General features: G+C 49.5%; 13 protein-coding genes. All 13 read right to left on the reverse strand.

From position 1 onward, the window contains the following. Positions 1 to 41 precede the first annotated feature (41 nt). Positions 42 to 725, reverse strand: a complete 684-nt coding sequence (locus ACJ2PR_RS32245) for a DUF928 domain-containing protein (protein ID WP_446880078.1) — start codon at positions 723 to 725, stop codon at positions 42 to 44. A 221-nt stretch (positions 726 to 946) separates the two neighbouring features. Next, a complete protein-coding gene (locus ACJ2PR_RS32250; RefSeq protein WP_446880080.1) occupies positions 947 to 3,595 on the reverse strand; it encodes a CHAT domain-containing protein in 2,649 nt (882 codons plus the stop codon). Positions 3,596 to 3,598: 3 nt separating this feature from the next. After that, positions 3,599 to 6,607: a two-partner secretion domain-containing protein gene (locus tag ACJ2PR_RS32255; RefSeq protein ID WP_446880081.1), complete on the reverse strand. Its 3,009-nt coding sequence runs from the start codon at positions 6,605 to 6,607 to the stop codon at positions 3,599 to 3,601. Positions 6,608 to 6,646: 39 nt separating this feature from the next. Continuing rightward, the gene (locus tag ACJ2PR_RS32260; protein ID WP_446866652.1) at positions 6,647 to 7,234 is read right to left on the reverse strand and encodes a c-type cytochrome; all 588 of its coding nucleotides are present in this window, start codon (positions 7,232 to 7,234) and stop codon (positions 6,647 to 6,649) included. A 69-nt stretch (positions 7,235 to 7,303) separates the two neighbouring features. Then, entirely contained in the window at positions 7,304 to 7,912 is a 609-nt protein-coding gene (locus tag ACJ2PR_RS32265) for a c-type cytochrome (RefSeq protein WP_446880083.1), read from the reverse strand. A gap of 115 nt (positions 7,913 to 8,027) precedes the next feature. Beyond that, complete coding sequence (locus ACJ2PR_RS32270) at positions 8,028 to 9,674, reverse strand: hypothetical protein (protein ID WP_446880084.1); 1,647 nt, start codon at positions 9,672 to 9,674, stop codon at positions 8,028 to 8,030. A gap of 38 nt (positions 9,675 to 9,712) precedes the next feature. Continuing rightward, positions 9,713 to 10,144 carry a hypothetical protein gene (locus tag ACJ2PR_RS32275; protein ID WP_446866648.1) on the reverse strand — a complete coding sequence of 144 codons (432 nt, stop codon included), beginning with the start codon at positions 10,142 to 10,144 and terminating at the stop codon, positions 9,713 to 9,715. Between the two features lie 232 nt (positions 10,145 to 10,376). After that, complete coding sequence (locus tag ACJ2PR_RS32280; protein WP_446880085.1) at positions 10,377 to 10,664, reverse strand: hypothetical protein; 288 nt, start codon at positions 10,662 to 10,664, stop codon at positions 10,377 to 10,379. A gap of 84 nt (positions 10,665 to 10,748) precedes the next feature. Then, positions 10,749 to 11,207 (reverse strand): hypothetical protein, encoded by a 459-nt coding sequence (locus ACJ2PR_RS32285; protein WP_446880086.1) that lies wholly within the window; start codon positions 11,205 to 11,207, stop codon positions 10,749 to 10,751. 115 nt (positions 11,208 to 11,322) lie between these two features. After that, positions 11,323 to 11,787, reverse strand: a complete 465-nt coding sequence (locus ACJ2PR_RS32290; RefSeq protein WP_446857822.1) for a lipocalin-like domain-containing protein — start codon at positions 11,785 to 11,787, stop codon at positions 11,323 to 11,325. Next, complete coding sequence (locus tag ACJ2PR_RS32295) at positions 11,762 to 12,670, reverse strand: dioxygenase family protein (protein WP_446880087.1); 909 nt, start codon at positions 12,668 to 12,670, stop codon at positions 11,762 to 11,764. Before ACJ2PR_RS32295 ends, ACJ2PR_RS32290 begins: the two co-directional genes overlap by 26 nt. A gap of 13 nt (positions 12,671 to 12,683) precedes the next feature. Continuing rightward, positions 12,684 to 13,127 carry a peptidoglycan-binding domain-containing protein gene (locus tag ACJ2PR_RS32300; protein ID WP_446880088.1) on the reverse strand — a complete coding sequence of 148 codons (444 nt, stop codon included), beginning with the start codon at positions 13,125 to 13,127 and terminating at the stop codon, positions 12,684 to 12,686. 577 nt (positions 13,128 to 13,704) lie between these two features. Then, positions 13,705 to 13,948 (reverse strand): hypothetical protein (locus tag ACJ2PR_RS32305; RefSeq protein WP_446880089.1); only part of this gene is annotated, 244 nt, incomplete at its 5' end.

Below are 13,948 nucleotides of genomic sequence, written 5' to 3' on the forward strand. Positions count from 1 at the left end.
TACTTCCCTCCTAGCTTCCTTTCTCGCTTTCCTGAGTTTTGTCAGTCAAGCAGGTTGCGTAGTTCAAATAGGGTTATCAGAGCATCGTACCAGAGGTTGGCACTGCGATATTGTCTGTAGAGTGTCAGCCGTTCTTGAGGGGTCGCCTGCTGAATCTGTATCAGCGCAGGGGAAGGTTCGATACGCCGAATTTCACCTGTGACGAAGCGATCGTGGAAGCGATTTTGGGGATTGCAGATTACCGCAAATGACCACAAATAATCTTTGCCAACTGCGATCGGCGGCACATCGGATGGGAGGCTAATCCGAACAATTGTAGGGGTGTTGGTTAATGCCAATGTTGTGCGATATACCTTGCCCCCAGCAGGATTGCTGAGATTAAATTCTGCTGATTGGGCTTTGGTCTGCGGTACATAAACCAGAATGGTTGGTTGCTTTGCGACAGTTAAGCCTACGCTATTGGTGGGGGTGAGTGCCGTTAAAACTGGGTTAGGCTTTTGGGTATCTTGGGGGCAAGCACTATCGTCTCGGCGGCCACCCGGTGCGGTACTACCAGGGTTAGGCGGCGGCGGGGGTAGCTGACTGGTTTGGTGTTGATGTTCTAGGGCGAATGTCGGAGCAATAATAGTGCTAGCCAGCCCAAATCCAACTAGACTAGCTATACATGTAACCTGGAGCGATCGTAGACGGGCACATTGAACATCAGAATGGTTTGATGGTGGCATAGGTTTAGTAGGAATGTGTATAGGCTTTAAATTTAGCGAAGCGGTACTAGTCAAACTAATCGTACTTCCATAACTGAATACTACAATGCGATGTGCAATTTTCTGATCAACGTCCCCCTTTTGAAGGGGGATTGAGGGGGATCTCTGGGCTGTAGCTCCGACGGTGTGATCCCCCAAACCCCCTTCAAAAGGGGGCTAAGAAAAAGTTGCACATCGCGTTACTACAACCAATTTCCTAACAGAATAAACGGGGCCCAGTAATAGGGATGGGACGATCGCCGTTTTTGTAGAAGGGAAATCTGCGCCTGTCGTAAGGCTTCGGCTTTGGTTACGTTGGGTTTGTTCAATTGTTGATAAAATTCGACCATTAGCGCCGCAGTGGAACGATCGCTGACTGCCCACAAGGTCGCCAGAGTGCTACGTGCGCCCGATCGTACTGCTATCCCAGCCATTTCCAATGCTGCACGCCGATCACCCTCTGCGGTCTGGCAGGCACTCAATACTAGCAATTCAATGGGGCTGAGTTGACTACTGCGCGATCGCAACAGTTGATCGAGTTGGGTGGCATTAATGCGACCATCCCAGGTCAGGAGAAATGTTTGTTCGGCATTAGAACTAAACTGTCCGTGGGTGGCTAGATGCACGATCGAAAATGGATTAGCATCAATTTGCTTTTGAAACCCCGTGTTCGTAAATCGCTGATTGAGCAATACCTGAGTTGAGAGAGCGGCTTGAATGCGATCGACTTCATAGTTTACATTGGGCAACGCAGCAAACCCTTGACGGGCTTCGCTCAAGCCTCCAATTAGGCCTGTCATTTGTTGACGTTCTAGGGGTTGTGGGGGCAAGAGTTGTAAACCAGGGGCAAGGGCAATGCTGTACTGCTCGATTAAATAGTGTTGACCATCGTGAAGGGCTGCCATTGGTAGATTTCGCAATCCGCCATCGGGCACAAAAACTAGTGTAGTTACACCACTAGCAGCGATCGGGGTGGCGATCGGGCGTAACAGCAAGTTATACACCTGCTGAGCAATAGGCAAGCGTTCTTCTACAAACGAAGTGGGGATTAGGGATTGCCGCATCTGGTCTAGAATGCGATCGGTTTCCAGGGCAGGTAAGGTAGTTTCGGCATAGCGTAAGGGTTGGTTGGGCAGTGCCAAAATCACGGCTAAACGGTTGGGCAGAATAATTGGATAGATGACCGCCGATTGGGGATTAATCTGGTCAATCTGGACGGGGCGAACAGTCAGACACGCCGATCGAAAGAAGTTGTCAAGCTCTGCCAATTGCAGCGATTCAATCACGTCTCGCGCCTGTTTGAGGTTTTGCTGACTGGGTGCGCTAGGAGTCGCTTGCAACAATAGTTCGACAAACTGACGATACACAGGTTCTACTTGCTGCTGAAACGAAAACTGGACATCTGGATTAATTGCTACTAGATCGGTGCGGAGCGATCGCAACAAATTGACGGCTTCGCCATAAGCAGTGATGGCTGATTGCAGGTTGCCCGTAGCCGCACAGGACTGAGTGCCCTGACAATAAATTCGCCCTAGTTGCCACTGCCATTGGTAGGCAATATCAGGGGCGTAAGTTGCTTGAGTCAATGCTTGCTGAGTGAGCGATCGGGCATGTTCCCATTGTTGGGATTGTTCATACAAATGGCCAAGGGTTCCCAGAGCATAGGATTCGGCGCGGCGATCGCTCAGATCACGAGCCTGCAAAATTGCCGTTGCCAACAGTTGCGCTATGTCGAATTTTACAGTTACATTGTTCCATTGAGTTAGCGTCTGCGCTAGGTGAATGCGGGTATATATTGCGGTGCGACTAGCGGGCAGTTTGGTGAGTTGGGGTTGAATTTGCGCCCACAAATCTAGTGCGGGAGTTGGTTGTGCCGACTCAACAAATAAACTCAGTTGCTCGGCTTGAGCTTTCAGCTTTAGAGTCGGTGAGGAGGAAATGTCTGCCGCTTGACGATATAAAGTCAATGCTTCAGAAAATGGGGTGGTTGGCTCTGGCTGTGCTGTGGAGGGTAAGGTCGATCGTGCCAGATTTCCCAAACTCAGAAGAATGCTGCTGATGCTGGTGTTGGCTTCTGTTGGGGAGATTTGCCCGGTGTTACGCAGACGTTCTGCGATCGCCAAACTTTGCTGCAAGACCTGTCGGGCACGGGTGCGATCTCCCACTCGCTGCAAAACATTGCCCAAGTTTTGCAATCCTGCTACTTTGAGAGCATTGTCAGGTTGGCTTTGCAGTTTCTGGGCAATTTGTTCTAATAGCGTAGCCGCACGACGATAGAATCCTAGAGCTTGTAGGGCGCGAGTCTGATTGATTTGGCTACCAATTTGACCTACAGCATCGCCTATTTGCCCATAGGTCGCTTCGGCACGTTCCCAGCTTGACAATGCTTCGATCGCTTTCCCCTGGCGTAGTTGCAGGTTGCCTTGAATATTCAGCGCTTGTGCGATTAGAAACACAGGGTTGGGACGGGATCTATGATCTGATGTGGATAGTTTTGCTAACAGGCTTAAACTTTCTGAGATTGCCTGATTTGCTGCTTTCCAGTCGCCCAGTTGCTCAAAGGCTGTTGCGATGGCATTCAGTGTTCGTGCCTGATTGAGAGGATCGCTTTGACGGGCAAAGTTAGCGGCTACAGGCTGCCAGAGTGCGATCGCATCTGTAAATTGTTCTGCCTGATAGAGGCGTTCTCCAGGTTGGAGCGGATCGGGCACAGTCGTTGATGTTGAGGGTGCAGAGAATCCGAGGAGGATGGTTAGCCATGCTGCAATAAACCAGCCCACGATTCGGAGCCATCGTTGTTTAGACAACTGGCGCAGTAAACCGGACTTCACGAAGTAGATAGGGTGAGACATGGGCTATGAACCATTGCAGTGGGCGGGGCTATGAGGTTGGCGGAGACTATCAGGCACAGCAGCGATCAGAGTCACGGAGCCATCGGCAAGTCTGACCCAACCAGTTGCTTCAACAATCGGACTAGGGACTACAGGGTGAGGTTGGGCACTGCTTTGTTGTCCTGTTGTTTGTTCTGCAAACCCTCGTCGATCGCGCCAGCCTGCCTCATCTTCGGTGGATTGATCGGGTGTTGGAGGCAACCCACCCTGCCCGGTGACGACGAAGGAATTGCCCCGATCGGCAGGACAGCCCTGCACAATCGATCGTGAGGAGTCTACTAAGCCGCTAGGCAATTCTATTGTCCCTCGACTGGGATCAGTATCCAATGTAGTGATCTCGACAATCCCATTTACGCCAAATTGCGAACTAGCGGTGATGTCACTTCTGGGCGTAGACTGTGGGGCAAACTGGATGCCAAAAATGCCTTGGGTAGAAATATTGATGTTGCCACCGCGCCCCAGAAACGCATTGGCTCGAATGTCATTATCTTCACCCAACACCGAAACAATAAACGGTGCATTAATCCGAATATTGCCGCCGTCACCCCCTGCTTGCGCTGTACCTGCGGTAGTAGAAATCAAACTATTGTTGCGAAGTAGGAGTAACTCGCCCACATTGAGACGGATATTGCCGCCCTGAGTACTGTTGGTTTCTGCGGTCAATTGACCTCGGTTAAGGACGCGAATCTTTTGGGCACTAGCTTCCAGGTTGCCTGCAATTCCCGTTCCTTGGCTGTTCACTGTGATTCGAGCGCCATTCTGAACAAGCAACTCTCCAGTGTTGATGCGAATGGTTCCACCCTGCCCGATCGCCCCTTGGCTCACATTGCTTAAAACACCGCTGCGGAACAGCCCATCTTCAGATGCGCCATCCAAAAAGATCGTGTCACGAGCGTTAATCATCACATTGCCTGCATCGCCCCGTCCAGTGGTGTTGGCAATCAGTTGAGCGCCAGTGGTTAGGGAGAGAGAGCCTGTGGTGATACGAATCTCCCCACCCTGTCCGATCCCCCCTAGTTCCACTGAACTGAAAACAGCAGTCCCTCCAAATTGCTCATAATTTTTGCTATCCAGAGAGAAGGTGTCGCGGACATTAATGAACACGTTGCCTGCATTACCCTGACCTCTGGTGCTAGCAATCAGTTGAGCGCCATTGTTTAAGAAAAGGGAGCCTGCGGTAATCCGAATCTCTCCACCCCGTCCGATTGCTCCTGGGTCTACACGGCTTAAAACACCTGTTGCAAGTTGCCCATCTACGTTGCTGCCATCTACGAGAAAGGTGTCGCGAAGATCAATGGTCACATTCCCAGCATTGCCTTGACCACGAGTATTGGCAAGCAACTGAGAGCTACTGGCCAGGGAAAGGGAACCTGCGCTGATGCGAATCTCTCCACCCTGTCCGATCGCCCCTTGCCTCACGAGGCTGAGAATATCACCTCTATCTTGGAAGATATTTTCATGGACATCGATAATGACATTCCCTGCGTTGCCCTGCCCTGAAGTGCCAGCACCCACTTGAGAGCGATTGGTTACAGAGAGGGAGTTTGCGGTGATGTGAATATTCCCACCCTGTCCGATCGCTCCTGCCTCCACCGTATTAAAGACACCACTGCCTAATCTTCCACTCGTACCATCTATGAGGAGGGTGTCACGGACGTTGATGATCACATTGCCTGCATTGCCCTGCCCAAAAGTGTTAGCAGCTAGTTGAGCGCCATTGATTAGGGACAAGGAACCCGTGGTGATGCGAATCTCTCCACCCTGTCCGATCCCTCCGTTACCTACCCGATTCAATATGCCACTAGGAGTCCTTCCAGTGCTACCATCCAGGGAGAGGCTGTCATAGGCATTAATGATGAGATTGCCTGCATTGCCCTGCCCAAAAGTAGAGACAATCAGGATAGCAGGACCGAACACAGAGAGAGATTTAGTGGTGATGTTGAGATTGCCTGCATTCCCGATCGCGCCCGCTCCCACATCATTAGAAATTCGGCTCTGCCCCCCCACAGTGATAGCATCCGTTGCATTCAACTCTAAACCCCCCGCTTGAGCGCCCACAAATCCCAGCCCTTGATTAATGCCAGCCCGCAGCGCACCGCTTTCTACCAGGAGGTTACGGGCAGTAACTGCAATACTTCCACCATCCCGACTACGGACATCAACTGTACTTCGATCAAGGGAAACATCCGATCGCACTACCCCATCTGGGACACTCAACCCCAGATCATTTCCGGTTCCCGTAAGGGCGATCGTTCCCTGTCCAGAAACACCTGCTAACTCCACGCGGCTGCCGGGAGACACAATTCGACCACTCTCAAACCGCACATCACCGCCGACCAGCAAGAGACTTCGCTCTGCTGGCACTCTCAACCCAATGTTGTTCGCCGTGGAGCGATTGACGATCGCCTGCGTCGCCAATTGGTTAAACAAAAACGCATTCGGGTTAACATTCAATAATTGGTTGGGCAAGGGTTGATCAGGATTTGCAAAGAAGCGATCGCCATTTACCAAGTCGATCGCATTCGCTGTAGTTCCGACGAACGATCCACCAATATTTAGCTGGGCATTTGTACCGAAAACAATGCCATTAGGATTCATTAAAAATACATTGGCAGCACCATTCGCCCGAATCAATCCATCAATGTTAGAAAGACTTGATCCCGTAACTCGACTCAGGATATAAGTAATATTTGCTGCATTGTTAAAATTCGCACTACCACCCGTCGGTACAGAGAAGCGATCGAAGCTATGCAACAATGTATTGCCCCGAACTGCCCCCCCATTAATTTGAAAATTTGGATTGCCGGAGACTTGCGATCTCGAAGAGATATCTGTTACCACAGATCGCTCCCCATTAGGCAATGTATCATCACCCACCACTTGCGCCAGTCCCACACTGCCAACACCCAGCCAGCCAAAGACAATCCCCCCGATCGCAAGCCGTAACCCTAACCGAAACCCATAGCGCCTCAAACCGGATTGTCTCTAACAACAATGCTGAGTCATCTCTCATTACCTCTCATTTGCACCAGGATACGCAGGCAACGGCTTTAATCCCTCATACAACGGGGCACAGTCTGGGGGCATTCCACCCGGCCCAATATTTTCGGGTACTGAGTTATTAACGGGTTTGATGCCATTCCGCAGATAAGCCACGATAGCCCAGGTATCCCGATCGGTCAAGTTGCGAAGATAGTCCCAGGGCATCGGTGGACAGAGTGTTTTGCCTTCATTATCCTGCCCGTGACGCAGCGACGCAAAGACTTGCTGAGGAGTCCAACTACCAATTCCCGTTTCTTGGTCAGGGGTGAGATTGGAAGCATAAACCGTGGTGTTAGGGCCGATCGTAAACGCACCCTCTGGACTGCCCAATCGGTATCCACTCAGCCACGACGGATCGTTGGGAGTTTTACCCGCACTGTGGCAGTCAGCGCAATGAGTCACGCCAGTCACCAGATAGCGACCCCGCCGAACTAGGCTTGGGTTTGCCAGATTAGAAAGATTGTCTCGACCATAAGCACTAGTCATGCCCAAACATATCACACTGACTAGCACTACCAAAGAGAGAACTCCGGACAGGATGCGATGTCTGCTTTTCATTGAGCACCTCTGGAATAGAAAAAGTTATAAACACAGTGACTCTAGAAGACCGACAGAAAGGGCGTTTCACTAACGTCGATCGCTCCGAACTTTAATTTCATTTGTGCCAGGATAAGCAGGCAGCGACTGGGCCTCTTGAAATAGCGGTGAACAGTCTGGACGAGTTCCATCAGGAGCGGTGTTTGCAGGAACTTGATTCTTAACAGGCTTAATACCATTCTTCAAATAAGCGACGATCGCCCAATTGTCACGATCGCGCTGATTCCGAAAGTAGACCCAGGGCATGGGTGGGCAAATCGTATTGCCTTCATTATCTTTCCCGTGACTTAGAGAGTTAAAAACTTGCTGAGGAGTCCAACTACCAATGCCCGTCTCATCATCGGGAGTAATGTTGGATGGATAGATTTGAAACTGCCCCACTTGAAAGGGCAATCCTGGGGTTCCTGGTAAGTAGCCCGCAAGCCACGTCGGATCGTCAGGTGATCTGTTGCGACTATGACATCCAGCACAATTACCTGCTGCTACTACTAGATATCGGCCTCGTTGAATCAAACGCGGGTTACCAAGATTGCGCGAAAAATCGTCATTGCTATATGCGCCTGTCATGCCCACTAGCACTATGCCAGCTAGGACAAACAAGAAGATAAAACCAGACAAAATTCTAGATCTACTTTTCATTGAGTACCTCTGGAATAAAAGCTGTCTTGATACCCGTAACTTGCCTCAGATCTGTATAGTCTTCTTCGCTGGGTTAAAACTTGCACGGCCCAAAATTAGGAATTGATGTACTACTCTAGGGCTTTGGATTGTATTCAGAAGGTGGTTTTATTGACTGATTGAATCGAGATTCTAATAATTTTACCCGATTTTCTAGTGCTATCATTTGCTGCTTAAGTTTTAAGGTGTTTGACCTGTTGAGTTGGGCAATGTAGATAGCTGTACCAGCCCGATTTGCCAACTTTTTAAATGTCCACAACTCATCCATTGAATATTGTCGTCCATCTTGCCGAGGCCCTAGCGCCAGCACTCCAATTAGCTCCGATCGCTCACCTCGTTGCAGCATCAATGGTACAAGTAGCGAAAAAGCACTACTCTCAGGCTGTTTGCTCACTTCCCCTTTGTGCATCTGATCGAGTGAACGATCGCTCCATTCAATCGACTGCACAGCTTCAGGTGATAGGTGCTGAACTTCTGCCAGTTGAAGCTGATCATTGGCATCTTTGATAAAGATCGCACCATGCAAAATATGCAGAATTTCGAGCGTGCGATGAATGAGAATCTGCAATAGATCCGAAAGGTCGATCGTGGCACGAGCTTCTGGCAAAAACTCAACAAAATCGCGGCTTAGATCTAGTTTATGCGGGTAGAAATGACGATTTACCCAGATTTCCAGCCTTTGGCGAACTGGCCCAAAAATTAAACCAACTCCCAGTACCGCCAAACCCGCCACGAGTGGAATTGCACTCTCACCAATCACTTCTGCGAATGCCAACTCTAATAGCTTTGCGATCGCAGTCCAAACCGCCGCTAGAACAGTGGTTAATAGCCCATAAACAACGGCGCGATTGATAATAAAGTCAATTTCCCACAGCCCATAGCGAAGGATCGAGACCGCGATCGCTAAGGGGGCAAGTAGCTGTGAAGCAATAAAAAATGGTTGATGGCCTATTTGTAGCATCCAGTCTGGCCCCTTCTCCAACGAGGGAAAGATGTACCAGGCAATATGAGTCACAAAATCTCCCAAAACTGCCGCAGTTAAGCCAAACACTACCCATTTAGTTTGCTGTTGTTGTACTGGGCTAGAGATGTGTGTGTAGCGGTAAATTTGAATCCCAATGCCAGTGGCAAACCAGAAGTTGAGTACTAGAAAAGGAAGTGTATGAGTCCATCGATAAGGATTGAGTGGTGGATAAAAGGGCCACATGACTGACCAAGCAATCAGCACGACCGCAAGAAGTCCCGTCCAGCGGGGGACAAATCGACCATCAGGAAAGATGTAGAGAAAAATTACAAATAGCGCAAAGCCGATCGCATGGACAAAGCACAAGATTGGATGGATAGAACCCTGCAACGTAACTAGAGCGTGCATCGGAGGTGGCACCGTGACTCCAAATAGCATCAGCGCGATCGCCGCAAAGAGTGTGACCCAGGTGGTCGATGGGTGGAGAGCAATAATGCTGCCAGTAATAGCAAACGTTAGCGCTAGTAGGGTTTCTGACGATAGAAAATACCAAACATAGAAGCTATCCGATAATCCCGCTTGGGCTAGGTATCGGTGATAGTAGGTCGCTGCCAGATGGCACAGTTGATCAAACCGACCAAAGACATTGGCAATGCCTGTGGCGCAGGTAACTAGTAGAATTACGAAAACGATCTGCCTGATTTTGGCAGGAATCGGAGCATGACCAGACAGAAGGGTAGCAGTAGCATTGACAGTCATGGTAGTTTCTGAGTCCTTGAGTCCAGTTGTCAGCCGTCCTAATCTATAAGGTTCAAAACTTTGTGGATTACGCCTCCTAGCGCCGCGCCCAAACCAATTGAAAGGACAGCGAATAAGGGCAATCCCAGCACTGTGTCTTCATACTCTAAGATTCTCGATACAAACAATAGCCATATCGCCGTTCCGAGAACTACGTTGAGAGAGGCTTGCAGGACTGGTGCCGTAACGCTTTGCCGCAGGATAATCCATTGCGATAGCGTCATAACCACAGTAAAAATTACCACCATTCCCATAGAAGCGATCGCGCCATGTTGTCCATTTTGCAGCACATCCAATCGAAACAGAGTAATCGATAGAAGCCCTACGGCGATCGCACTGAGAATTGCTGTAATCAATCCTAATAGACTCATCCCAATCCAAACATAGCTGGTACGATCGCAGTGATGACACGTCAACTTTGCCTGAGTCATTGCAAGTGCGAAACAAAATAGCAGGGCTGAAATTGGAACAAAACTTCCCATCATTGCCCTAAGTAATTTGGGAGAACAGAAATCGCGGCCAATAGCCCAAACCCATTGAAATAGGTTAAAACGCTTGCCCAGTAATCTTCAGCGGACTTTAGCTATTAGCCCGAAATTGATTTCAGGGCGGGTGGTCGGGCACTCGTTGAGACTGGTGCAAGATCTGAGTGAGCCGTAAGAGTCATCTGGCTGAAAACTGAAGGCTAGAGATGACTTGCTGAAAGACAGGGCGATAGGTAGCATTGCGCTCAGGCAAACCGTCTTTGGACAGTCTGATCACCATGACATCTGAACTAGTGGGCATTGCCAGTACCACATTCTCATAGTCGTAGAGTCCAGTTGACTGGAACGCGATCGCAGTCTGCCCTGCTACTGTTAAGGACGTAAAGCGAGCAGGCGACACAAATTGGCTGCTTCGCCTTCGCCACACCCAATCTAACAACCCCAACCGTTGTGGATTTTTCTGCAAGGCGACGCTAACATTGGGCGGCAATTCGGTAGGCGTGACGTTCGATTTAATTCCGTCATAATCATGCTGAGTCCACAGATTAACCTATTCAAGGGAACGATCGTCTCCTTTCCCTGAAGATGATTTAGACTCCACCACAAAGCCAGCAGGATAGTCAAACTGGAATCCAGAGCGACGGCTTGTATAGCGATTAGGCTGACCAGCGTCACTGCTATAGGCTTGCCGGGTTCGACGGTTGAACAAGCAGAGGGATTGCCCCATTTGATTGTTCATGTGGGGTTGAGGATAGTTGCCTCGCACCATCAGCGCATCGTAGCCGACATCATCCCCAAAGGTGACAATACTGCCAACAGGTTGAGGGTTTCGCAATCGGCTCACTTGCAGACATCGATTCATCACTTCTTGCTGATGTTGTTTGGCTGCATCTGGAGAGGATGCTCTGGCTTCCGTATCAATTAGCAATGTTTTAAGTGCGGCTGACATACCAATTATACCAGCGGTTAATGTGATGATCACTACTATTTTTGATGCGATCGCTTTCATAAGGTGTTCTCCTGAGATAGAAATGTTTGACTAGTTGCGATCAAGGGTGTTTCTAGCACAATCAAGAACGGCACAATCTCACTTTAGCAATGAATCACGATCGCACTTCTGTTGTTTAAACGCGCTCCCAGACCAACTCGAAGCACTGCTCAATGCTATCACTCATGATGGGTGGCGTTCTCAGCGCTACTTGATTCTCAGTCAAGATGAAGGTGCGAATCAACGTCGTCCCAACTCGATTGGGAATCGATGCAATTTCAACCTGGTGAATGACTGTGTTGCCGTTCAGTGTGTAAGTTCCCGCATAAGCATTGAATGTTGTAAAGGCTTGAGCAAGTTCCTCAACGGGTATAGATTGAATCTCTCGGCTCAAGGGCGATCGTATCTCTCGGCTCAAGGGTAAGCGATCGCTTCTGGAAAACATCACCATCATGCGACCATCCGATGTGTAGGTAATGTAGCCAGTTGGATTCAATCCATACACGGCTGGAATTTTAGTTCCATCAGAATGAATAGCAGTGGCAGAAACTAACTTCCACGTTCCAACTAGTGGATTATTGGGCATCAATTGCGTAGGCATAATGTTCGGCTGTTGCTTTGTGGCTTTCCGCCAGAGTAGCGGGTTTCAACACAAAGTCAAACTCGGTCGTGTAGAACGGACTACTTGGATGGGCCTTTTCGTCCAGTGCTTCGTGCTTTTGAAGTTGAACAATTGCCGATCGCACGGCAAAAGTAGTATCAGAATCAAGATGGGGATCACCCGCAATAAAAGCCTGTGTGGTCAACGACGTATAATTCAGGGCACTAACTTTGAAATGGATGTGAGCCGCTCGCCAGGTATGCCGTCCCAGCGACCTCAGCAATTCTCCAGAGGGGCCACTAGCTGGCACGTTGTAACCCATCGGCACTACAGTCTCAAACCCATACTTACCACTAGCATCTGTGGTGAAACGCCCTCGAAAGTTTCCCTGGGATTGAGATAAATCTTGAATGTCATACAGTCCTTTAGAATTGGGCTGCCAAACATCAAGTAGCGCATTCGCGATCGGCTCACCGTTCAAGTCCAACACCCGACCTGACAGAAGAAGTATGCTACCTTCTGGATCAATGCCTAAGCGATCGCCCATCCGTCGTTCTGGTGCATTTGGTACATACAACGGGCCTTCTAGATTGCTTTCTGTGCCACGATGGGCATCATGCAATAACTCTACTAACTCTGAAAGCCCTAGTAGATCCGTCAACATATAGATTTCTCCCGTTGGAATCTCTTGCGTATGGTGACTTGCCTGATTAGTAAAATTGCGTCCCTGCTGCAATTCTGGTTCAGTGAGATTTACCTCCCGCGCAAAATCATGTAGATGTTGAACCAGACTGGTATAAATTTCATACAGGCGCGGATGAGATTGACCGCGATCGCCATGCTCAATCACAGCTTGTGTGATGGTATCGAGTGTAATGTTCATATTAGACTCCTGTTTAGACTGCCAAACTTTCAGCTAGCTCGACTGCTACCGTCCTGTCAGAGCTTTCATACAGCTTTTCGCGCACGGGTAGCGTTGCAATGCCATCCTCAGCGAGTTGACGTTGATAAGCTCGCATAGTCGCGATCGTTTGCAGTCCGTAAAAGGGCTGATCCGTGGGAAACCTGGGATCAACCAGGGCCCTCAACTCGCTGTGCAGGATTCGCATCACCTGTTCTAGTTTTGCCTTGGTCTCTGAACCCGCAGTTCCATCTACTCCCAGCTTGTATTCCGTCTGAAATTTGCGGATGGCATGTTGAGTTGTAGGGTCGGTCAGGGGACTGTTGTCCTCGGTGTAGGGAAAGCTGGGGTTGGTACGATCGTCACTAAAAATGCGACTTCTAAACCCCAATCCGTTAAGAATGCTGCGAATTTGAGCGTTGGTGTAGTGAATAGCCATGATGAAAAAGCTCCTGGGGTGTTGATGCAACTGACTCTTTCAGTCTGTGGCATTTGTTAGCGATAGACCAGACAAGTTAAGCCTGCAAAGCACTAACTTAAGCTCACGGCTCGATCGCACCCAATGTTCTGAGCGCCACTTTCTGAGCATCCGTTAATCCCCTCACGCCAGAGATGTTCAGGACTTCATAGGTAATCATCAATGCTCTGTCAGTTGGTACAAAGCTAAGTTACCTCAAGCTCGGTTGGAACTAGATTCGACTGGCTATCACCCAACAATGGGAGATCTCTATTTATCGCTTTCTATCGTGCTTACCTGACTCCTGCTTTTGCCTCCAAGTCGCTTTCTATCGGGCTTACCTGACTCCTGCTTTTGCCTCCAAGCGACAACGCGACTCCTTGAAGCGTGAGTTCACTGTCCTCTCTTGCATTCCAGCTTCCTAGTTTTGTCAGTCAAGCAGGGGAATTGGGTCAGTTGCCCAGCAGTGATGCCCTCATGCGTCTCTCTGCTCTCCGGCTGTGATTTTTCCCCTTTCGATCTGGCTTGCTCACACTCTTTATCACTGACAACGCTGAGTTCAGTGATTCGAGACGTTTAGACTTACCTCTGGGATTCGCAAAGTCAGAGAGAACAGGGAGTGGATTGAGCGATCGTCTCTGACACGACAACTCCATGACTTGTGCCAATAGTGAGCCGAGTCTTCCTGCACTTTGATATAGCCCCGTCGCCGCAGTCCATGAGAAAACATCAACGCTACACTCTGGCGCGCTGCTTGACTGACAAAACTCAGGAAAGCGAGAAAGGAAGCTAGGAGGGAAGTA

It is taken from the genome of Phormidesmis sp. 146-33, assembly GCF_052939515.1.

Coding starts and splice junctions, on each gene's coding strand:
- ACJ2PR_RS32245 (WP_446880078.1), bottom strand. CDS start 725: ATGCCACCATCAAACCATTCTGATGTTCAATGTGCCCGTCTACGATCG.
- ACJ2PR_RS32250 (WP_446880080.1), bottom strand. CDS start 3,595: ATGTCTCACCCTATCTACTTCGTGAAGTCCGGTTTACTGCGCCAGTTG.
- ACJ2PR_RS32260 (WP_446866652.1), bottom strand. CDS start 7,234: ATGAAAAGCAGACATCGCATCCTGTCCGGAGTTCTCTCTTTGGTAGTG.
- ACJ2PR_RS32265 (WP_446880083.1), bottom strand. CDS start 7,912: ATGAAAAGTAGATCTAGAATTTTGTCTGGTTTTATCTTCTTGTTTGTC.
- ACJ2PR_RS32270 (WP_446880084.1), bottom strand. CDS start 9,674: ATGACTGTCAATGCTACTGCTACCCTTCTGTCTGGTCATGCTCCGATT.
- ACJ2PR_RS32275 (WP_446866648.1), bottom strand. CDS start 10,144: ATGACTCAGGCAAAGTTGACGTGTCATCACTGCGATCGTACCAGCTAT.
- ACJ2PR_RS32285 (WP_446880086.1), bottom strand. CDS start 11,207: ATGAAAGCGATCGCATCAAAAATAGTAGTGATCATCACATTAACCGCT.
- ACJ2PR_RS32290 (WP_446857822.1), bottom strand. CDS start 11,787: ATGCCTACGCAATTGATGCCCAATAATCCACTAGTTGGAACGTGGAAG.
- ACJ2PR_RS32295 (WP_446880087.1), bottom strand. CDS start 12,670: ATGAACATTACACTCGATACCATCACACAAGCTGTGATTGAGCATGGC.
- ACJ2PR_RS32300 (WP_446880088.1), bottom strand. CDS start 13,127: ATGGCTATTCACTACACCAACGCTCAAATTCGCAGCATTCTTAACGGA.